Consider the following 22,682-nt stretch of genomic DNA (forward strand, 5'->3'; position numbering starts at 1 on the left):
TAATTAAAATGCGTTTTTATATTAAATAATTGTGAAACAAAAGTACAAGAAAATCGTATCTTGCGCCTTCAAAAAAGTAAATACATGAATGTAATAAAATATAGCTGTGCCATTGTGCTAGCTTTGGTGGTTTTATATGCTTGTAAAAAAGATGATGATGATGGTGGTGCAACTGCCGTTCCTCCAAGAGATAGAGGAGAACAACAAATAACCGATGATGCAGCGCTTCAGGACTATTTAAGAACACATTTTTATACTCTAGAAGACGTGTTTGTAAATAATGATGCCACTGCAGAATACCAGATTGCAAAGTTAGATACAATAGCTGATGCTAATATAGGAGAACAATCAATTTTGGATTCTCCTCTTTTAACAACTAAAAAGATTACAAGGAGTGATGTTGAATATACGTTGTATATCCTAAATTTGAATCAAGGCGGGGGTGCACATCAACCTACTTTTGCAGATTCTACTCTAGTGACGTATCAGGGAGAATTGCTGTATAAGCCAAAGAGTTCTAATAAAATATTTGATAGTGCTGTAAATCCTGTGTGGTTTGATTTGGTATCTGTTGTAGAGGGTTTTAGAGAATCATTGGTAGATTTTAAAGGAGCCTCAAGCTTTGTTGAGAATAGTGATGGTACAGTTACGCATACAGGTCAAGGAAATTTGGTTGTGTTTATGCCTTCTGGTTTAGCTTATTTTAATGAAGCTCGTCCAAGTATCCCTGCATATTCTCCTTTAATTTTTAATATTCAATTGTATAAGGTAAATCAAGCTGATCATGATAGAGATGGTTTGCCGTCTTATTTAGAAGATATAGATGGGGATCGTTTGTTATTAAGGGATGTAGATGATGATACAGATAAAGATTCTGCTCCAGATTATGTAGATAATGATGATGATAGAGATGGTACACTAACCAAAGATGAAATAACGGTTAATGATGCTAATAATGATGGAATTATTACTCCGGATGAAATTACATTTTATGATGATGATGGTGATGGCATAAAAAATCATCTGGATGCCGATGATAGGGATTTAAAAAACGAATAAAAAAAAACTCCGATTGAAAAATCGGAGTTTTTTTATAACAAATTTTAAACCTATAAGTCTAGAGAAAGACCTATAATGAGTTGATTTGGTCTAGAATCTACTCGTATACTTTCGTCTATTGATTTTGCTGTATTTTTACTAAGTCCGCGCTCATAACGTATATCTGCATTAAATCTACCAAATTGTACGCCTGCCCCAAATTGTAACCCAACGGTAAACTCGTTTTTAACATCACCAAGTCGTACATCCTCCAGGTCTGTTTCGACAATATACTGTAATGCCGGACCTCCAAAAACATGTATTGGTCCCAGAACAGAAACCCCTAAAAGAATGGGTAAATCTAACTTTTTTATCGTGTAATCGAGCTCTGTATTTACAAGTTTGTAGGAACTATTGTTTACTGTGTATTGTAATTCTGGTTTGAGATAAATGTTATCGGTTAGTTTTCCTCTTAAAAACACCCCTAGGTGATACCCAACCCGATCATCTGCTGTTGTTCTTGTAACATCAGTAATTTCAATTTTACCATTATCTCCATAATTAAGCCCTCCTTTTACTCCAAAAGTTACTCTTTTTTCCTGGGCAAGTATGGCGCAAGAAGTAAGTAGCATAAAAAAAATAAACACATTTTTCATTATAAAATAATTTTTGCTTCAACCAGGATTATCTAATAGAGTTTTATTACGAAGGTTCAAAAAGCAATACAACCTAATGTTTTTTTAGTTTTTGCAAGGCGCTCACTACGTCTACACCAAAAAATATAGTGTAACATCATCAAGGTTTGAAGCTACTTCAAACTGTAATAGATTATCTATTATGTAATCCAGATTTAAAGATTAATAAATAATTTGAGTGATTTTGGTATAAAGGCTAGTCTATAAAGAACGAATATCTTTATCTTTTATTTTTTGTAGAAACAAAAAACCTTCTGAAATAAATCAGAAGGTTTTCTTAATATTTTAAAAATACTATTATTTTCTTTTTACGACTTTTAACACGGCTTTATTTATAGCTTCTGCGTTTAAGCCATATTTTTCCATTAACTGATCTGGTGTTCCGCTTTCTCCAAAAGTATCATTTGTAGCAATAAATTCTTGAGGGACAGGATTGTGCTGCGCTAAAACTCTTGAAACGCTTTCTCCTAAACCTCCTAAAAAGTTATGCTCTTCTGCAGTAACAATACATCCGGTTTTCTTTACCGAATTTAGAATTGCTTCATCATCAAGTGGTTTTATAGTATGTATATTAATAACTTCTGCACTTATTCCTTGTTCGTGTAAAGACTCTGCTGCTTGTAAAGCTTCCCATACCAAATGGCCAGTAGCAACTATAGTAACATCGGTTCCTTCTTGTAATAATACTGCTTTTCCGATTTCGAAGTTTTGATCTTCTGGTGTGAAATTGGCAACTTTTGGTCTTCCAAATCTTAAATAAACAGGACCTTGGTAATCTGCTATTGCTATGGTGGCAGCTTTAGTCTGATTGTAATCACATGTATTGATTACTGTCATTCCTGGTAGCATTTTCATAAGACCAATATCTTCCAGAATTTGGTGAGTTGCTCCATCTTCTCCTAGTGTTAAACCAGCATGCGAAGCACAAATTTTCACATTTTTATCACTATAGGCTATAGATTGACGAATTTGATCATAAACACGTCCTGTAGAGAAATTCGCAAACGTTCCTGTAAAAGGAATTTTACCGCCGATAGTTAATCCTGCAGCAATTCCCATCATATTTGCTTCAGCAATACCAATCTGGAAAAAACGCTCTGGATGATTCGCAATAAAAGCATCCATTTTTAAAGAACCGATCAAATCAGCACATAATGCCACTACATTTTCATTAGTTTTACCTAATTCTTCTAAACCGGCTCCAAAACCAGAACGAGTATCTTTTTTTCCTGTGTCTATATATTTTTTCATTCTGTTATTTTATAACTAAAGTTAATATCTAAAGTTTTGGGATTACTATCTGTTTTTACTGCCTTGATTAAAGTTTTATTTTTACTGGCAAGATATAATATAACCCCATTCATTTTTGGTATTTTAATATCTTCTGATGTATTAGAACCCGACATCATTTTGTAAATTGAATTCAAAAGTATAGAATTGTTAAATTTCATCTCTTTAGAATAAGCAATTTTAATTTTTTCTTCCGGTTCACTATCAGGATATAATTGGTGAATGTTGTAATCTTTATTTTCAATTTGAATGTTATCTTCCGTTTTTTCAAAAATAAATTGTGTTATACCATCAAATGGAGATTTATTTTTTGGAGAAGGGATAAAATCATTAACATTCATTTTCATAAAGAACTCATTTTTATCAAAAGTCATTAGAAAATAGACAAACTGTTTTTTGATATCAAAAACAATATGCATTTCAGAATTTTTAATATCGGTATTTCGTCTTTTAAATACTGATCTTTGAAAACTTTTTACCAAAGCATCAGAGTCGGTGTACAAATAATCACCATTTTTACTAAATCCTATAGTGATAGTATCTTTCTTATTTTTAGTTTCAATTTCATAATCAACAAAATAATCGATTACTATTTTTTGACTAAAGGAAGAAACAGATGTTAATACAAAGAATACAAAGAATGCTAGTTTAACTATTTTCATTTTATGATCTTTAATAATCTCCCAGAGTTTCAGGATTTTGTGCTAATCCAATTTCTAGTTGTTCATCGTTAGGAGCTTTACCATGCCATGCATGAGTATGCATCATAAAATCGACTCCATTACCCATTACAGTATGCATTAGTATACAAACAGGTTTTCCTTTACCAGTTCTGCTTTTGGCTTCTTTTAAGCCTTCAATAACTGCAGAAATATTGTTACCTTCCTTAATTTCCATAACATCCCAGCCAAAAGCTTCAAATTTTGCTTTTAGATCTCCTAGTGGAAGAACATCATCGGTAGCACCATCTATTTGTTTACCATTATAATCTATGGTAGCAATAAGATTATCTACTTTTTTTCCGGAAGCATACATAGCTGCTTCCCAAATTTGTCCTTCCTGAAGCTCTCCATCACCATGAAGACTGTATACCAGGTGAGAATCATTATTTAATTTTTTTGCTTGTGCAGCACCCAAGGCTACAGACATCCCTTGTCCCAATGATCCAGAAGCAATACGAATACCAGGAAGCCCTTCATGAGTTGTTGGATGTCCTTGTAATCTACTGTTAATTAGCCTAAACGTGTTTAACTCTTCTACAGGGAAATACCCACTTCGCGCTAATACACTATAATAGACTGGCGAAATATGACCATTAGATAAGAAAAAGATATCTTCATCGATACCATCCATATCAAAATCATCTTTTCGATCTAAAACTTCTTGAAACAGGGCAACAAAAAATTCTGTACAGCCCAAAGATCCTCCTGGATGACCAGAATTTACTTTGTGTACTTGTCGTAAAATATCTCTACGTACTTGTGTTGCAAAATCCTCTAATTGTTTTGTTTTTGGCATTATATTGCTGATTTCTTGATAATAAAGCTTCAAAAGTACAGGTTTTGTATACGGTGACAAAATGTATAGACTGCTTTTAATTAAGAAACTGATGTTAATAACAAAAAGTTTTAGAAAACCTAAATTGATCAATGTGATTTTAGTTAGTTATCTTTGCGCTCCACCAAACAGGAATTATGCAATTTGACCTTTTGTCCAAAGACTCTCTAAGTAAAGCGAGAGCAGGAAAAATAAGTACAGATCACGGTAGTATAGAAACTCCGATTTTTATGCCGGTAGGAACAGTTGCTACCGTAAAAGGAGTACACCAAAGAGAATTGAAAAATGATATTAATCCCGATATTATTTTAGGAAATACCTACCATTTATATCTAAGACCTCAAACTCCTATTTTAGAAAAAGCTGGGGGGTTACATAAATTTATGAACTGGGACCGAAATATCCTTACCGATAGTGGAGGTTACCAAGTATATTCTTTATCTGCTAATCGTAAAATAAAAGAGGAAGGCGTAAAGTTTAAATCTCATATCGATGGATCATATCATGTGTTTACTCCAGAGAATGTGATGGAGATCCAACGAACTATTGGTGCCGATATCATAATGGCATTTGATGAGTGTACACCTTATCCTTGTGATTATCGATATGCGAAAAGAAGTATGCATATGACTCATAGGTGGTTAGACCGTTGTATGCAACATTTAGAAAAAATTCCTGTTAAATATGGATATGATCAGGCTTTTTTCCCAATAGTGCAAGGAAGTACATATAAGGATCTTAGAAAACAATCGGCAGAATATATTGCAAATGCTGGAGCTGTTGGTAATGCAATTGGAGGATTATCTGTAGGAGAACCGGCAGAAGAAATGTATGCAATGACAGAAGTAGTAACAGATATTTTGCCAGAAGATAAACCAAGATATTTAATGGGGGTTGGAACACCTATTAATATTTTAGAAAATATTGCCCTTGGTGTAGATATGTTTGATTGTGTAATGCCTACACGTAATGCACGTAATGGGATGTTGTTTACAGCACATGGAACTATTAATATAAAAAATAAGAAATGGGAAGATGATTTTTCACCAATAGATGAAATGGCTATCACTTTTGTAGATACCGAGTATTCTAAGGCGTATTTAAGACATCTTTTTTCGGTAAATGAATTATTAGGAAAACAAATAGCAACAATACATAATTTAGGTTTTTATTTGTGGTTGGTTCGCGAAGCGAGAAAACATATCTTAGCCGGTGATTTTAATTCCTGGAAAAACATGATGGTTAAACAAATGGATAAAAGATTATAGATTGAAAATACTAGACTGGTACATACTTAAAAGATATCTGGGGACATTTTTTACAATGATTCTGCTTTTTATACCTATAGGAATAATAGTAGATCTTTCAGAAAAAATTGATAATATGCTAGAACATCAGGTTCCTCTTGATGCTGTTGTAGGATATTACCTTGACTTTACCGTTTATTTTGCCAATTTACTATTTCCTCTCTTTGTATTCTTATCTGTAATTTGGTTTACTTCTAAGCTTGCTAATAAAACAGAAATTATAGCTTTTTTAAGCTCCGGAGTTTCATTCTGGAGATTTCTTAGACCCTATATGATAGGCGCGATTATTATTTGTTTCGGCGCATTAGCTATGGGGTTATTTTTGGCTCCGAAAGCTAGCCAAGGGTTTAATGAATTTAAATATTCTTACCTTAAAAAAGGTAAAAAAGTACAGGAAACTAAAAACGTATATCGACAACTTAATGATAGTATGTTTTTATATGCCAATAACTTTAAACCTTTAGAGAAATCTGCTACTAATTTTACAATAGAATATTTTGACGGTAATAGATTAAAGACAAAAATATCTGCAAGGAGAATTGTATTTAAAGACAGTATTTATGAATTGAGAGATTATGTAAAACGAACTGTATTAGAAAATAAGGATATTATCGAAAAAGCTAAAACTAAGGATACTGTCTTACCTTTTAATATTGATGAATTTACCCCGGTTACGTATGTGGCAGAAACTCTTAATTATACAGAATTAAGTAAGTTTATCGAAAAAGAAAGTAAAAGAGGGTCATCTGATATCAATAGATATAAAGTTGTAGCTTATAAAAGGTGGAGTATACCAGTATCTGCATTTATTCTTACCATTATTGGTGTAGCCGTTTCTTCTATGAAAAGAAGAGGAGGGATGGGAGTTAATCTGGCTGTTGGTATTTCATTAGCATTTGTTTTTATCTTTTTTGATAAAGTATTAGGTACATTGGCCAATCAATCTGATTTTCCACCAATTGTTGCTGTATGGTTTCCTAATATATCTTTTGGAATCTTAGCCATTTATCTTTTATATAATGCCAAACGCTAAACTTTTTAATTACCTTCATTTACATTTTATAGTATTTATATGGGGGTTTACAGCTATTCTTGGAGAATTGATATCTATCGAAGCACTACCACTAGTTTGGTATAGAATGCTTTTGGCTTCGATGTTTATTTATGTATACATTTATTTCAAAAAATTACCATTAGCGGTTTCTAGAAAATTATTTTTCACACTTTTTTTAGCAGGAATTGTCATAGCATTACACTGGATTACTTTTTTTGCAGCAATCAAAGTTTCTAATATATCTATAACCCTATCGATGTTGTCTACAGGAGCTTTCTTTACTTCAATTTTAGAACCTATTTTTTATAAAAGAAAGGTAATATGGTATGAAATTCTTTTCGGACTTTTAGTCATTACAGGATTGTATATTATTTTTAAAGTTGAAGGAGATTACTTTATAGGCATTGTTTATGCATTGTGTTCTGCTTTTTTATCTTCGGTTTTTTCTTTAATAAATGGAAAAGTAGCACAGCAATACAACCCGTCGGTAATTTCTTTTTATGAATTATTAAGTGGTGTGGGGGTTGTAACTATATATTTATTAGCAATAACAATATTTGGTACAACAACCGAAGGATTTACAGTTTCGTTTTTTCAATTATCAACCTCGGATTGGATGTTTATGTTGTTATTAGCGTCGGTGTGTACAGCTTATGCTTTTATAGGTTCTGTACAGGTAATGAAATATTTAACTCCGTATACAGTAATGTTAACAACGAACTTAGAACCTGTATATGGGATACTATTAGCGTTTTTAATTTTTGGAGAAGCAGAAAAGATGAATCCCCAATTCTACTACGGTGCGGCGATTATTCTGGGTACAGTTGTTTTAAATGGAATATTTAAAAATGCTAAAAAAAGAAAAAGAGAGGGAACTTTGCATAACATTACGAAGTAAAGTTTTTATATTTGTCGGCTAACCCTAGTTAATATAAAATATATTCTTGATATGGAATATTTAGAATTTGAACTCCCCATTAAGGAACTCGAAGAACAATTTGAGAAGGCTTGCGCTATCGGTGAAGAGAGCGAAGTTGATGTTACTGATACGTGTAAGCAAATTGAAAAAAAGCTAAAAGAAACTAAAAAAGAAATATATAAAAACCTTACGCCATGGCAACGAGTTCAGCTGTCAAGGCACCCTTCTAGGCCATATACATTAGATTATATAGATGCCATCTGTGGTGAATCCTTTTTAGAACTACATGGTGATCGAAATGTAAAGGATGATAAGGCCATGATTGGTGGTTTAGGAAAAATTGGAGACCAGAGTTTTATGTTTGTTGGTCAACAAAAAGGATACAATACCAAGACCCGACAATACCGTAATTTTGGAATGGCAAACCCAGAAGGGTATCGTAAAGCACTACGCTTAATGAAAAGTGCAGAAAAATTTAATATTCCGGTGGTTACTTTTATTGATACTCCTGGTGCTTATCCTGGATTAGAAGCAGAAGAACGTGGCCAAGGAGAAGCAATTGCTCGTAATATACTAGAAATGACTCGTCTTAAAGTACCAGTTATTGTAGTGATTATAGGAGAAGGAGCCAGTGGAGGAGCATTAGGAATAGGAGTGGGAAATAAAGTATTGATGCTCGAAAACGCATGGTACTCTGTAATTTCTCCAGAAAATTGCTCTTCTATTTTATGGAGAAGCTGGGATCAGAAAGAACAAGCTGCAGAAGCATTAAAGCTTACAGCCAAAGATAGTGTTAAACTTAAGGTGGTTGATGAAATCGTTAAAGAACCACTTGGTGGTGCACATAGTGATCGAGAAACAACCTTTAAAACAGTACGGGATAAAATATTAGCATCTTTTGAAGAATTAAAAAACTTATCACCAGAAGAATTGGTTGAAAAGCGAATGGAAAAATATGCAAATATGGGAGTCTTTAAAGACTAACCCCTAAAGGAATCACTTACTACCTGAATCTGAAGTTGTAAGCTTCAGATTTTTTTATGCTTATTAACAATAAATTTAAGTTATTAACAGTTCATTTGTTGAAGACTAGTGGACATTCGTATCTTTGTATTTAGGTACATCTTTTTACAATTTTTTTACATTCGTAGTCATGGAAAAAGTACAGCAAGCTAAGCAAATAAATTACGATCGGGGGAACGTAATTTCGCTTGAAAAAGGGAAAATACCTCCTCAAGCACTTGATTTAGAGGAAGTTGTGCTTGGGGCAATGATGATTGATAAGAAAGGGGTCGATGAAATTATAGATATACTAAATCCCGATGTTTTTTATAAAGAAGCACATCAATACATCTTTGAAGCAATATACAAGCTATTCGAAAACTCTGAGCCAATAGACTTATTAACGGTTTCTAGCCAATTAAAGAAGGATTCGAGATTAGAATTAGCAGGAGGGGATTATTATTTGGTACAATTAACCCAAAAAGTGGCCTCCTCAGCGCATATAGAGTTTCATGCCAGAATAATTCTTCAGAAATATATACAGCGAAGCTTGATTAAAATTTCGAATGAAATTATTGAAGAATCTTACGACGAGACTACAGACGTTTTTGACCTTCTCGATATGGCAGAATCCAGATTGTATGAGGTAACACAAGGAAATATAAAACGATCTACAGAGACTGCACAAAATCTGGTTATACAGGCAAAGAAAAAAATACAGGAAATTTCAAACAAAGAAGGATTAAGTGGAATCCCGTCTGGTTTTGATAAGCTAGACAAATTAACTTCGGGTTGGCAGCCAAGTGATTTAATCATTGTGGCTGCCCGTCCGGGTATGGGAAAAACAGCATTAACCCTTTCTATGGCCAGAAATATGGCTGTAGGACAGAATATTCCTGTAGCATTCTTCTCATTAGAGATGTCTTCGGTACAGCTTATTACACGTTTAATATCTTCTGAAACCGGTCTCTCTTCAGAAAAATTACGTACCGGTAAGTTAGAAAAACACGAGTGGGAACAGCTTAATGTAAAAGTAAAAGATCTGGAAAAAGCACCATTGTTTATCGATGATACTCCATCTCTTTCAATTTTCGACCTTAGAGCAAAAGCACGTCGTCTTTCATCTCAGCACGGTATAAGAATGATTGTTATTGATTATTTGCAGTTAATGACAGCAGGAGGTAGCGGGAAAAATGGAAATAGGGAACAAGAGATTTCTACAATTTCTCGTAACCTGAAAGCTTTGGCAAAAGAATTAAATGTACCAGTAATAGCCCTATCGCAGCTATCAAGGGCTGTAGAAACTCGTGGAGGAAGCAAAAGACCGCTACTTAGTGATCTTCGTGAATCTGGAGCAATAGAACAGGATGCTGATATTGTATCTTTTATTTATAGACCAGAATACTATAAGATTGATGAGTGGGATGATGAAGAAAGATCACCTACTCAAGGGCAAGGAGAATTCATAGTTGCAAAGCATCGTAATGGTGGTTTAGAAAATATTAGGTTAAAATTTATTGGTCACTTAGGTAAATTTGATAACTTAGATGATTTTAGTACTCCTTTTGAATTTCATTCTAAAATGAATGATGGTAATGAAGATGAACCACTTAGTACAAGTCATCTTCCTAGCGCAGATGAAGCCTTTGGGAGTAGCATAAATGACTCTAGCGATGATGACGATGAAGTACCTTTCTAAAATACTACAGAGATTGAAATCTTTCTTACTACACCAAAAACGGTTTCGTTCTGGTGTAGTTATGTTGGTTTTTTTATTTGCATTTCAATCTTATGCATCTTATGTGTTAATTCCGATGGATGCAGATGGCCAGCAAAATCACCTGAAAGCCTATGGGATTACATACTGGACGTTAAGTAAAGATCTAAAAGTAAAATGGCTGTTAAACTATAGAGGAGGATCTTTTTTATTACCAGATACAGAATTTATTAGAAAAGAATGTACTATTAGAGGTGTTTCATATGAGGTACTTAGTGATGCAGAAACTAATGAGATTTTAGAAGAGATTAGTAGTCCTTCACAAAATATGGAAGCCGTAGTGTTAGAAAAAGCACCAAAAATAGCAGTATATTCTCCTAAAGGAAATCAACCTTGGGATGATGCGGTTACAATGGTATTAACATTTGCAGAAATTCCTTACAAAACCATTTATGATAAAGAAGTTCTTGAAGATAACCTGATCTTATATGATTGGTTGCATTTGCATCACGAAGATTTTACAGGACAATATGGTAAGTTTTATAATCGTTATAGAGCTACTCCATGGTATATTAGAGAAAAGGCTGCAGCAGAAAAGTTTGCCAATGAACTTGGATATTCAAAAGTTTCGCAAGAGAAACTAGCAGTTGTTTTAAAAATACGAGACTATGTTGTTGGTGGTGGGTTTATGTTTGCTATGTGTAGTGCTACTGATAGTTTTGAGATTGCCTTAGCTGCAGAAGGAGTTGATATTTGTGAACCTATGTTTGATGGAGACCCAAGTGAACCAGGATATCAATCTAAAATAGATTATAATAAGACTTTTGCGTTTAAAAACTTTACATTAGAACGTAACCCTAATGTATATGAGTTTTCTTCAATCGATATGACCAGAAGTCGTCGTATTCCCAAAACAACAGATTATTTTACATTGATGGATTTCTCTGCAAAATGGGATCCTATTCCAACTATGCTTTGCCAAAACCATACAGCTTTGGTTAAAGGGTTTATGGGACAGACTACGGCATATAATCCTAATGAAATTAAGTCTAATGTATTAGTGCTGGGCGAAAATAAAACCAATTCGGAAGCTCGTTATATACACGGAATTAAAGGAAAAGGGTTCTTTACGTTTTATGGAGGACACGATCCAGAGGATTATCAACATCTAGTAGGAGACCCAAAAACAGAACTCCAACTACATCCTAACTCACCAGGATATCGTTTAATTTTAAACAATGTACTCTTTCCTGCAGCGAAAAAGAAAAAACAGAAGACGTGATTCTGAAGGTATTACAAATGTAGTGATGTCAGATAATGAGATGAGAGTAAAAGGAAAAAAATAAAAATTGTGGAAGAAGAATACAAAAGTTGAAATAGAAAATTAATCTGAACAAAAAACATGTACCCTAAGAGAATTAGAGAATAATCAGGTCGGTAAAATCAGAAATGAATGTGAGTTTTTTTGTTCAGTATAAATTTAAAGTTTTTACGGTTGCGAAAATTTTCACATTTAATCAAATATTACTCTACTCTATACTAGAGTGTTAAAGTTATTTTCTTTTGTATAAAGTAGAGATTTTATTAAAAGTTAGTTAGAGTATTTTAAGCAATACAACAACCAGAACATATCCCATAATTTCGATCGGGATAATATTCTATGCATCCTTCTTCGCAGTCATCATCACTATAGCAACTTTTACTACCTCCATCTCCAGCATCAGAATCAGTTCCACCGTTAATAAATTTTAATTCCTCTCTTGAAATAAGATAATCTAAATTTAGGTTTAATTTTCCCATAATTGAATTTTTCATTTCAAATATTATTTAATATGGTTAATATTTGATTTAAAATTAAACTGTTTTTTTAAGAACGTACTCTTTCCAGCAACAAAAAAGAAAAAGCAGAAAACTTAATAGCAATATTGCGTTCCTAATCACGGTTTACAGGGGTTAATTTACATACTATATTTTATAGTTTTGTTTTTTGATTCATGATAAGATGAAGCACACATAAATGAAATGATAAAAAAAGTATTAATGATATTAGTCGCGATTTTTCTATTACTAATTACACTGGGTATTTATGGAGTGTATCGTTTTTTAAATCCATTTGGGGAATTAGTAAATAAGGAGAAATCCGAATCTTACTTTTATACACGAGATGGTGATAAAATTATACACAGTCCCATGGGGAATTGGTTTTCATTAGGTAAGACCGAAATGAATGTTGATTTTGATACTTTTCAAGTTTTGGGAAGAGCATATGCAAAAGATCAAAATCATGTGTATTATGAAGCAAAACCTCTTGATTTTGATATTGATGTTCCTTCTTTTACTGTTAAGTTTGATTACAATATACCGATGGATAAAAACCATGTATACATTTTGTATGACCGATATGATTTAGAAGATGGAGGAGGTTTTAAAATTTTAGAAGATGCAGATCCGGCTACATATGTACAGTTAAATTTTAGTTTTGCAAAAGACAAGAATCACATATTTAGAGATAATGAAAAGCTAACAGAATTAGACTATTCATCTTTTGAAATACTTAATGAAGAATTTTGTAAGGATAATAATGGGGTGTACTATTACTTATATCATGAGCCTTTGCGTAAAATTGAAACGAATCTATCAGAAGTAACTGTATTAAATCAATATTGTATTCGTGATGATAAATATGTATACCTTCATACTAGTAGAAGAAATGGAGAAAGCGTTGATGAAGTAGTTAGTATTCCTTTTGAGAATGCTGAAAGAATAACATTTTTTGACAATAATAAAATAATCAAAATAGATGATACGATCTATTATGAAACAACACCCTTAAAAGAAGCAGATGCCGATACCTTTGAAGAAGTTGAATATGGATATACAAAAGATATCAATCATGTTTTTTTTCTTGGAGAAATTGTTAAAGGTGCAGATCCTAAAACTTTTAAATATAATAGTAGAAACTACACTTTTTCAGACAAAAATTATATTTATGAATCTGGAGAGATTTTAAAAAAATCAAAAAGCTGGTAATACAATAGTGTAAGGTAATTTAAGTACTACGACTACATTGTCTAGAATTAACTTATTTATAAAACTTAATGATGAAAAACCTTATCCCAGTATTACTTTTGATTGTAACTATCATTTCTTGTAAGCAAGAAGTAAAACCAGAAAAAGAAATCAAGGTTCGCGAAGAACAAAAAGAAGAGGTTATACCAGATAGATCTGGAGATTTTCCCGAAGATATTGCTACTGTTTTTAGAGCTCATGGGGGTATTAACACCTTTGACCAAATGAATAGTATGATTTTTGAGATTGCCAAACCCGAAGGAAACGAAAAACACACTATCGATCTTAAAACTCGTTATGCACGAGTAGAAACAGATAAATTTGTTTTGGGGTTTGATGGTAAAGAAGCCTGGTTAGAACAGGATTCTACTTATTTTAAGGGAAATCCTCGTTTCTACCATAATTTGATGTTCTATTTTTATGCAATGCCTTTTGTTTTGGGTGATGATGGAATTTCATATCAAAAAGTAGATGATCTTAACATAGATGACATTTCATATGCGGGTTATAAAATATCTTATGGAGATGGTGTAGGGGATTCACCCAAAGACAATTATTTCCTTTATTATGATAAAGTATCTGGGAAGATGAAATTTCTGGGATATACGGTTACATTTTTTAGTAAAGAATCTAGCGAAAAAATAAGCTTGATAGAATATGCAGCCTGGAATGATGTAAACGGAATATTACTTCCTACAACTCTTAAATGGAGAGCGTATAAAGATGGTGTAGTAGGAGAGGTTAAAAGCGAAATAAATTTTGTAAATGCTAAAATAGATAAGAAAAAAGTTTCTGGTTCATTATTCAAAAAACCTGTTATTGAGGAAAGTAAGACTTTGTAAATAATGTATGTTGTAATGCCAGAAAACTTAATTGAAAATAAGTTTTAAAAATCAAATAAGATTAAGAGAATATGACATTACATTTCAAGTTCATTACGATAACTTTAGTTTTAACTTTTTGTACAAATAATTTTGCTCAGGCACAGGAAATTCTGAATACTGCCAAATTACCTGATACTTCATCTTGGGAATCAGTGAGAAAACAAATTAAAATGGAAACCCGTTTTATCAAGAGATGGCCCGATGCCGAACATTATTTTAAAAGAGGTAGATATAAAGCAGTAATACATGAGTGGAAATCAGCACTATCGGATTTAGATAAATCAATTGAGTTTAGCCCTAATACAATGATTTCATATTATGTTAGAGGAGCCGTAAAAGAAAGATTAGATGATTTAGAAGGATCGAGAGATGATTTTTCAAAAGTTATCGAACTAAAACCAGATTTTGAAATGGCTTGGTTAGATAGAGCCCAGATTTATACAAAACTTAAAAATTTTGATGCTGCAAAAGAAGATTTGGATATAGCTCTAAAATTGTACCCAAATTGGAGTCTTGCTTTCTTTCGATTTGGTAATTTATATAGTGATAAAAAAGACTACGATAATGCAATATTATATTACGAAAAATGTATAGAAATTAACAAAGGTTCATATATGGCATATAATAATTTGGGGGATATATATTATAAGAAAAAGAACTACGACAAAGCAATTTTTTACGCCACTGAAGCAATACTAATTTTTCCCGACTATGTAAAAGCTTTAAAAACAAGAGTAGGAGCAAAATTGGCTAAAGGAGATACGGATTTCTGTGAAGATATTAAAAAATTGGTAAAATTAGGAGATATAGAATCGATAGCAATTATTGATGAATATTGCCCAAATTGATTTATAAAGTAATATTACCTTAATGGCAATTGTATTTTTAGCCTATATCGGGTACAGGTTTTTTTAAAGAAGTAACGCCTTTTTAACTAAAAAGGCGTTACTTCTTTAAAGGATTATTTAAAACTATTATTTAGTATATTTTTCACTATACCGTTTCCATAACTTAGTCTGATGGCTTTCTAAGCTAATGTCACGCCCTTGAATAAAAGCTTTCTCTAATTGATTTGTACGCATATCCAGTGCATCACCGATACTTATAAATAAAGTAGCATCTTTACCAACCTCAAGAGTTCCGGTGCTATTATCTATACCTAGAATTTTAGCACTATTACCTGTAATAAGCTGTAAGGCCTTTTCTTTATCTAATCCATGTGCAGCAACAGTTCCTGCCTGAAATGGTAAATTTCGCGCATTAGCACGCTCCATTTGGCCGCTATTCTGTAATGCCACCAATACTCCCGCATCCATCAATAATTTTGCGTTTTTATATGGTAAATCATAATCTTCATCTTCTTGTTGAGGAGTAGAATGTGTTCTTGTAGTTAACACAGGAATATTGTTTTGTTTTAGCTGGGCTGCAACTTTATAGGCTTCATAAGCACCTACCAAAACTATTTTCTTGATATCATTTTGTTTAGAAAAGCTAAGTACGTCCAAAATTTCTTTTTCAGTATTTACATGTACAAACAAAGTCTTTGATCCATCAAAAATACCTTTCATTGCAAGATGAGGAAGGTTTCCTGTTGTTGTATTTGACTTAATAGAAGCTTTGGATTGATGAATAAAATCTACTAATTCTGTTACTTGTTCTACATATTTTTTATTGGGTTTATATCCTGGTTCTTCACCAAGCCACCAACGACCCCTGGTAAAGGAACTTGGCCAATTAATATGGATACCATCATCTACTTTTATAGTTGCATCTTCCCAGTTCCAGGCATCTAATTGTACAATCGATGATGTTCCCGAAATTCTACCACCACGAGGAGTAATCTGCGCTATTAAAACACCATTAGGGCGCATACTTTCAACAATTTTACTCTCTGCATTGTAGGCAATAATGCTTCGGATATGTGGGTTGTAATTTCCAATTTCACTATCGTCATCTGTTGCACGAACAGCACCTATTTCTACTAATCCTAATGTAGAATTTGGAGCGATAAAACCAGGATAAATATGTTTGCCAGAAGCATCGATTACGGTTCCTTTTGCAGAGACACTCTCATTAGTACCTATTGCCGTTATCTTTCCTTTTTCAAAAATGATAATGCTATTTTCAATAACTTCTCCATTACCAATATGTGCTGTAGCACCAGTAATCGTTATTGCCTCGTTCTGAACTTTTGCCGGGGTTTGCTGCGCTGTTACTTTTCCATAGAAAATGGTACACAGTGCTATTATGAATACTATTTTTTTCATATCTATTTTATATAATTTTCTTGTCACACCTAGCTTGTCGAAATGTTGTTTGAATTGATTCTGGACAAGTTTTGTGTACATATCTTTTTAATTAATAGTTTCTAAAGTTTCACATTCGAACTGCTGCTTTTCCTTTTTCTTGGCAGGTTGCGTTTTAAGACCACTATTTTTTGCTTTTAGCATCATAGTAGAAAGTTTGTTTCTTTCTGAAGCAATAGATTTTCTCATAGCCTTGTCTTTTTCAAGATCAAAATAAACGGCTCCTTCGATTATAGTTTTTTCTGCTTTGGCATATATCGATAGTGGATGATCTGTCCACAATACCAAATCTGCATCTTTACCTATTTTAATGCTTCCTACCTTGTCATCGATATGTAAAAGTTTGGCAGGATTAAGAGTTACAAATTTCAAAGCATCTTCTTCGCTTACACCACCGTACTTAACCGATTTTGCAGCTTCTTGATTAAGACGGCGAGACATTTCTCCGTCATCACTATTAATTGCAGTAACGACCCCTTGTTTATGCATAATGGCAGCATTATAAGGAATCGCATCATTAACTTCATATTTGTACGCCCACCAATCAGAGAAGGTAGACCCTCCAACACCATGCGCTACCATTTTATCTGCTAATTTATATCCTTCTAGGATATGTGTAAAAGTGTTAATTCTAAAATTAAATTTTTCGGCAACTTTCATTAGCATATTGATCTCACTTTGTACATAAGAATGACAGCTGATATAACGTTGACCGTTTATTATCTCTGCCAGGGTTTCCATTTCGGTATCTTTGCGATAGGGTTTACCACTGGTTTTACGTTTATGATATTCTTTTGCACGAGAAAAGTAATCTATATACAATTGTTCGACTCCCATTCTTGATTGTGGGAAACGGCTAAAACTTTGCCAGTTACTTTGTTTAACATTCTCGCCTAATGCGAATTTGATAAATTTGGGTGAATTAGGATAGATAAGATTTTGAGCACTTTCTCCCCATTTTAATTTTATAATTGCAGAACGCCCTCCGATAGGATTTGCAGAACCGTGAAGAATCTGAATTGAAGTTACACCACCAGCAAGGTTTCTATAAATATCGATATCATCTGGTGATACGACATCTTCGATAGTTACTTCGGCAGAAGAATTATGTCCAGCTTCATTAATTGCTGCTGCGGCGATATGAGAATGCTCGTCAACAATACCAGAAGTAAGATGTTTTCCTGTAGCATCTATTATTTTGGCATTGCTATCATTAAGGTTTTTACCAATAGCAGTGATTTTACCATTTTTGACTAATACATCGGTCTCTGTTAAAATCCCGTCGGTTTCATTAGTCCATACTGTGGCATTTTTAAATAGTAACGACTCTGACTTTGGTAATTGAGAATTTCCATATGCTATATTAGGATACACAACAGGAAGAACTTTGGGTTTTTCTTTTTTGTCGGTTGATTTTCTATCCTTTTTTTCTGAAGACTCTTCAGGTTTCTTTTTTACAGAAAAAGAAGTTTGCGCTCCATTAGGAAGAATAGCCTTACCACTCCAAAAATTAGGAGAGTCAGCAATGCTAGATACAATCCTTGTATATTGTGTTTTAGTTGTATCTGTATCAGTAAAAGTGATGGTTACCCAATCATTTTTATAGTTTATTTTGGTGCCTAATTTTGTTTCACCAAGTTTTATTTCGGCTTTAGGTTTTGTAGGTTTTCCAGAAATGGACATATCATAGGTCTTTCCGGCAACGGTTAGTGTATAGTTACCATTAATATCGGTAACATTCATATCATTCACTATATTTTTACGGCCTTGTACCCAGTTTTCATAAATAACATTGTCTTTTGAAAATAATTCGCTTTTGGTGATTATAAAGTTGGCATAACTTCCTTTTTTTATACTTCCTAAAAGATTACTCTTTCCTAAAATCTGTGCAGGTACTGTTGTTAGAGCAGCAATGGCAGTTTTTTTATCCAGACCATACTCAATAGCTTTTATGATTCTTTCTTTAAGATCTGCTATCTTTTTTAATTTATGTGTAGTCAAAGAAAAGGTAATCCCATTTTTTGATAATACCGAAGGATTTGTCGGGGCCTGGTTCCAATGCCTCATATCTCCTAGGCTTACCAAGTTAGCCATAAAAGGATCTGAAACATCATAGGCTTCAGGAAAATCCAGAGGAATGATATACTTGGCATTGGTAGCTTTTACTTTGTCGATTCTGGCATATTCATCTCCACCGCCAACAAGTATATATTGTGTCTTAAATTGGTCCCCAACCTTATCAGCTCTAAACCCATTTATTCGACTTCCGGCTTCAAAAATTTGAGGAAGGTTTTTATTTCTGTTTAAGGCTTCTAGTGATAGATCTTTGTTAGTGGCATTACCACCAGCGTACCAGTCGGCATCGTGATACATTTGTCTTAGAAGTGCCATAGCCCCCATTAATGAAGTGGGGTATATTTGTTTACTTTTATTGCTTTTAGAAAAAGATAAGAATTGTGATGATCGATCACTTAATAGTCGATCTCCTTCTGTACCTTCATTATTTAGAACTACTAATAGCCCTGTTCCTCTTACAATACCATCTGGCATATGTGTATTAAGCACTCCGAACCCTTCTTTTACATATTCTGTCGCTTTTTTTGCATCATATTTAAATGATGTTAAGGCATTTGTTTCGGGACGAATGTGATCGTTCCAGTAGTACCCTTCTCGGGAAGCTTCGTATTGAGGATTACCACGAAAAGGACTTCCTCCTTTTCGTTTAGGCTTTTCGATACCAAAATTGGTAAACAGATCAATAAAAGAAGCATAAATATGTTTCCCCTTTAGGTCAATTATCACACTATTCGCAGGTGCTGTAATAGCATTCCCTACCTGAACAACCTTACCCTTTTGGATAACCAGAGTTCCGTTTTTGATTTCGGTATCAGGTGTTGTGTGAATCGTTGCATTTTTAAATACGGTATAATTAGAATTTGTTGTATTAACCCCATCATTTTTTGGGAAATAATCCTGAGAGTAAGAATTTAAAATTCCGCATATCACCGTAAGTGATAATAGAAGTTTTTTCATAAATGTAGTGTAAAAGTAAATTGAATCAGATTTAAAGATAATGGTTGAAATAAAAAGAGGTTATTAATTAAGATTGTTTTAACATTAGCTATTACCCTATTAAATTTGTATTTTTAGAATTATAACTGTGTTGATTCACAATAGAATGTATAATAATGAAAAGTTTTTTTATTCTTTTTTTATGGATTGGTACTACTTTGATGATTGGTCAAACCAATATAAATAATGACTTTAATTCTAGTAATAACTTAACATACGATACTACAAAAGTACTTAATGTGTATAGTAGCCCTACTGGAAACAGCTATATCGAAAAATCAATAAAAGGACATAAATATTATATAGAGGACTATAAAATAGCAGAAATTTATGTTGATGATAGGATGATTCATAAATACGCTGTTCGTTATGATGCTTATCACGATCAAATTGAAGTTGTAGAAAATGATAAAAAATTTGTGCTTTCTAAAGAAAATAAAATCCGAGTGGTTTTGAAAGACTATGAATATGGGATATTATTAAATAAAAAAGGAGTGGAAGAATATTTTGTTATTTTTAATAAGGACAAAGAAACTTCATTAGTATTAAAAGCAAGAAAAAAAATTGAAGATGCCAAAAAACCTCAATCGGGTTTTGAGAAATATAGGCCCCCGGCTTTTTATAGAGATTATTCTTATTTTATAAAAAACAATTCGGGTGATTTAAAGAAAGTAAGACTAAAAAAGAATAGCATTCTTGCCGTTTTGAAAGATAAAAAAGAAGAACTTGAAAAATTTGCCTCTTCAAAGAAATTGAAGTTTAAAAAAGAAGCAGATTTAATTAAAATTATAGATTACTACAATACATTGTAGTACTATTAGAGTCTTGTCTAGCACTAATTTCAAGATAAAAATGTGATTATCTACTATTCTTTCCATTTTTAACTTCCAGCAGAGACAGAATAAATACATCAGAAATCCCAATTTGATTACGGTATCATATATAGATGTAAATCTTCACGTTTTTAATATAGCATACTTAGAATTTGTTGTGGTAACCTAGCCTATTATTTTTTTGAGAAATAATCCTGAGAGTGAGAATTAAAATTCTGTATATCACCGCAAGTGATAATAGAAGTTTTTTTATAAGTGTAGTGTATCATAAATTGAATCAGATGTAAAACTAAGGTTGATATAAGAAATGTTGTTAATTAAGATTGTTTTAACATTACTTGTACTAGTATATTTATGGATTTTTAGAAATTTACGAAAATATTAACAAGAAAAATTTATAATAATGAAAAACCTTTTTATTCTTTTTTTAATCGTAAGTAATACTGTAATGATTGGGCAGGAAACCATTGGAGGAGGAGCCTCGGATCCTGGTGGTAATACAGCGATAGGGCCTTTTAGCTCAACAATTATAGTACAACAAAAAGCTCGTAACACAACTATTAAAGGGCACCAGTATTTTGAAGAGAATAATGAAATAGCAACAATTTATGTGAATAAAAAACAAGTACGTCAATGCTTAGTTAGATATAATGCTTTTAATGGAGAACTAGAATATGTAGATGATAATAAAAGATTTAATATGCTAAAAGTAGAGAACTTAGAAGTTGCTCTTAAAAAGTATAGTTATAAACTATTTGAATATGAAGGAGATAGGCAATTTTTTATTGTATATAATAAAGGACCATTTTCTTTAGGCATGAAAGCATTGAAAAAAGTAAAACAAGGAAAAGAAGCAGTAACCAGTTATGATGCCAGTACACCTTCAAAATATGTTGAGAATAATAAATATTTCATAATTAATAATGAAGTGGGAGAGGTTAAAAAAGTAAAGCTTAAGAAAAAAGATATACTCAAAGTTTTAGATAAAAAAGAAGAACTTGAAAAGTTTGCTTCTTCAAAAAAACTAAGTTTTAAGAAGGAAAAAGACCTGATTAAGATTATTAACTATTATAATTCTATATAACTTTAATAATTTGACTTATCTATTTCATTTTATCCGAATTGAAAATTAACTTGTAATATATTAGATCGTTAAATAGTATTTTTAATAATGTGAGGAGATATTATGTATATAAATCGTTTCTTTACTAAGGAAAAATTTAAATTAAAGAGAATGAAAAAATTGTTTTTAGTGCTTTTATTGTTGCAAAATTGCTTGGTTGTTGGACAAGCTAAAACTGGTTCGGTTGCTGAAGCTGAAGAAACAACAAATATGAGCGCTTATGGGACTCGTGTAGTTGTTAAGAAACCTCCAAAGTACAGTGTTCAGGGGCATCAGTATTATGAAAATGAAAATAAACTTGCTTCAGTATATGTAAACGGAAAAAAAATGCGTAGAGCCTATGTTCGATATAATACTTTAAATGATGAAATTGAAGTTACAGAAATATTCAATATTCTGAAAAAAGAGAATATTCGGGTTGTTTTGGATGAAGGATATGTGTATAAGATGTTAGATTATGAAGGGACAAAGCAGTTTTTTGTCTTTTTAAAAGAAGGGAAGAACTCTTTGGTTATGAAGGTAGAAAAGAAGATAAAGCAAGGTCAAAATGCAGTTGATGCTTATGAACAAACAACGAATGATAAATTTATAGAAAAACGTAGTTATTTCATATTGAAAGCAGGAGGAGATTTACTTAAGATCAGATTAAAACAGAAAGATATATTGAAAGCTTTGGAAGATAAAAAGAACGAAATCGAAAAGTATGTTTCCTCAAAAAAGCTTAATTATAAAAAAGAAAGTGATCTAATTAGAATTGTGGGGTATTATAATACTTTATAGTTGCTCTATAATTTGGTCTTATAATAATTAACTAAT

General features: G+C 32.5%; 20 protein-coding genes. 13 read left to right on the forward strand and 7 right to left on the reverse strand.

Annotated features, from left to right (window positions below):
* Positions 1-84 precede the first annotated feature (84 nt).
* Positions 85-1,059, forward strand: coding sequence for an FKBP-type peptidyl-prolyl cis-trans isomerase (locus tag Z053_RS0116515; protein WP_025666097.1), 975 nt, complete (start codon positions 85-87; stop codon positions 1,057-1,059).
* A 50-nt stretch (positions 1,060-1,109) separates the two neighbouring features.
* Here Z053_RS0116515 and Z053_RS0116520 read toward each other — a convergent pair whose 3' ends face one another.
* The 4 genes from Z053_RS0116520 to Z053_RS0116535 form a co-directional block, all read right to left on the reverse strand.
* Positions 1,110-1,694, reverse strand: coding sequence for a porin family protein (locus Z053_RS0116520; RefSeq protein WP_025666098.1), 585 nt, complete (start codon positions 1,692-1,694; stop codon positions 1,110-1,112).
* Between the two features lie 336 nt (positions 1,695-2,030).
* Positions 2,031-2,984, reverse strand: a complete 954-nt coding sequence (locus Z053_RS0116525; protein WP_025666099.1) for a transketolase family protein — start codon at positions 2,982-2,984, stop codon at positions 2,031-2,033.
* On the reverse strand, positions 2,981-3,685 hold the full coding sequence (locus tag Z053_RS0116530) for a hypothetical protein (RefSeq protein WP_025666100.1): 705 nt from the start codon (positions 3,683-3,685) through the stop codon (positions 2,981-2,983). The genes Z053_RS0116525 and Z053_RS0116530 overlap by 4 nt, the downstream gene beginning before the upstream one ends.
* Positions 3,686-3,695: 10 nt before the next feature.
* A complete protein-coding gene (locus Z053_RS0116535) occupies positions 3,696-4,541 on the reverse strand; it encodes a transketolase (protein WP_025666101.1) in 846 nt (281 codons plus the stop codon).
* A gap of 176 nt (positions 4,542-4,717) precedes the next feature.
* On the opposite strand from Z053_RS0116535, the gene tgt reads away from it, so the two are divergent.
* The 6 genes from tgt to Z053_RS0116565 all read left to right on the forward strand — a co-directional run bounded on the left by tgt (position 4,718) and on the right by Z053_RS0116565 (position 11,861).
* Positions 4,718-5,848, forward strand: a complete 1,131-nt coding sequence (tgt, locus tag Z053_RS0116540) for a tRNA guanosine(34) transglycosylase Tgt (protein ID WP_025666102.1) — start codon at positions 4,718-4,720, stop codon at positions 5,846-5,848.
* Between the two features lies 1 nt (position 5,849).
* Positions 5,850-6,920: an LptF/LptG family permease gene (locus Z053_RS0116545; protein ID WP_025666103.1), complete on the forward strand. Its 1,071-nt coding sequence runs from the start codon at positions 5,850-5,852 to the stop codon at positions 6,918-6,920.
* Positions 6,907-7,839 carry a DMT family transporter gene (locus tag Z053_RS0116550; protein ID WP_025666104.1) on the forward strand — a complete coding sequence of 311 codons (933 nt, stop codon included), beginning with the start codon at positions 6,907-6,909 and terminating at the stop codon, positions 7,837-7,839. Before Z053_RS0116545 ends, Z053_RS0116550 begins: the two co-directional genes overlap by 14 nt.
* 51 nt (positions 7,840-7,890) lie before the next feature.
* The gene (locus Z053_RS0116555; RefSeq protein WP_025666105.1) at positions 7,891-8,844 is read left to right on the forward strand and encodes an acetyl-CoA carboxylase carboxyltransferase subunit alpha; all 954 of its coding nucleotides are present in this window, start codon (positions 7,891-7,893) and stop codon (positions 8,842-8,844) included.
* Between the two features lie 169 nt (positions 8,845-9,013).
* On the forward strand, positions 9,014-10,561 hold the full coding sequence (dnaB, locus tag Z053_RS0116560) for a replicative DNA helicase (RefSeq protein WP_025666106.1): 1,548 nt from the start codon (positions 9,014-9,016) through the stop codon (positions 10,559-10,561).
* A 61-nt stretch (positions 10,562-10,622) separates the two neighbouring features.
* Positions 10,623-11,861 carry a hypothetical protein gene (locus Z053_RS0116565; protein WP_051476079.1) on the forward strand — a complete coding sequence of 413 codons (1,239 nt, stop codon included), beginning with the start codon at positions 10,623-10,625 and terminating at the stop codon, positions 11,859-11,861.
* 323 nt (positions 11,862-12,184) lie between these two features.
* On the opposite strand, the gene Z053_RS0116570 is transcribed toward Z053_RS0116565, so the two are convergent.
* The gene (locus tag Z053_RS0116570; RefSeq protein ID WP_025666108.1) at positions 12,185-12,394 is read right to left on the reverse strand and encodes a hypothetical protein; all 210 of its coding nucleotides are present in this window, start codon (positions 12,392-12,394) and stop codon (positions 12,185-12,187) included.
* 225 nt (positions 12,395-12,619) lie between these two features.
* On the opposite strand from Z053_RS0116570, the gene Z053_RS0116575 reads away from it, so the two are divergent.
* From Z053_RS0116575 to Z053_RS0116585, 3 genes are all read left to right on the forward strand, one after another.
* Positions 12,620-13,609, forward strand: a complete 990-nt coding sequence (locus Z053_RS0116575; protein ID WP_035096313.1) for a DKNYY domain-containing protein — start codon at positions 12,620-12,622, stop codon at positions 13,607-13,609.
* Between the two features lie 68 nt (positions 13,610-13,677).
* Positions 13,678-14,490: a DUF6503 family protein gene (locus tag Z053_RS0116580; RefSeq protein ID WP_152538324.1), complete on the forward strand. Its 813-nt coding sequence runs from the start codon at positions 13,678-13,680 to the stop codon at positions 14,488-14,490.
* Positions 14,491-14,702: 212 nt separating this feature from the next.
* Complete coding sequence (locus tag Z053_RS0116585; protein ID WP_160170113.1) at positions 14,703-15,380, forward strand: tetratricopeptide repeat protein; 678 nt, start codon at positions 14,703-14,705, stop codon at positions 15,378-15,380.
* A gap of 126 nt (positions 15,381-15,506) precedes the next feature.
* Here Z053_RS0116585 and Z053_RS0116590 read toward each other — a convergent pair whose 3' ends face one another.
* Together Z053_RS0116590 and Z053_RS0116595 are read right to left on the reverse strand one after the other, a co-directional pair.
* Positions 15,507-16,799, reverse strand: a complete 1,293-nt coding sequence (locus Z053_RS0116590) for an amidohydrolase family protein (protein WP_025666112.1) — start codon at positions 16,797-16,799, stop codon at positions 15,507-15,509.
* Positions 16,800-16,886: 87 nt separating this feature from the next.
* On the reverse strand, positions 16,887-19,871 hold the full coding sequence (locus tag Z053_RS0116595) for an amidohydrolase family protein (RefSeq protein ID WP_025666113.1): 2,985 nt from the start codon (positions 19,869-19,871) through the stop codon (positions 16,887-16,889).
* A gap of 155 nt (positions 19,872-20,026) precedes the next feature.
* On the opposite strand from Z053_RS0116595, the gene Z053_RS0116600 reads away from it, so the two are divergent.
* The 3 genes from Z053_RS0116600 to Z053_RS0116610 all read left to right on the forward strand — a co-directional run bounded on the left by Z053_RS0116600 (position 20,027) and on the right by Z053_RS0116610 (position 22,646).
* Positions 20,027-20,722 (forward strand): hypothetical protein, encoded by a 696-nt coding sequence (locus Z053_RS0116600; RefSeq protein WP_025666114.1) that lies wholly within the window; start codon positions 20,027-20,029, stop codon positions 20,720-20,722.
* Between the two features lie 424 nt (positions 20,723-21,146).
* Positions 21,147-21,827: a hypothetical protein gene (locus tag Z053_RS0116605; protein ID WP_025666115.1), complete on the forward strand. Its 681-nt coding sequence runs from the start codon at positions 21,147-21,149 to the stop codon at positions 21,825-21,827.
* A gap of 150 nt (positions 21,828-21,977) precedes the next feature.
* On the forward strand, positions 21,978-22,646 hold the full coding sequence (locus Z053_RS0116610; RefSeq protein WP_035096315.1) for a hypothetical protein: 669 nt from the start codon (positions 21,978-21,980) through the stop codon (positions 22,644-22,646).
* Positions 22,647-22,682 lie beyond the last annotated feature (36 nt).

The organism is Aquimarina megaterium XH134 (assembly GCF_000520975.1).
GTDB lineage: Bacteria > Bacteroidota > Bacteroidia > Flavobacteriales > Flavobacteriaceae > Aquimarina > Aquimarina megaterium.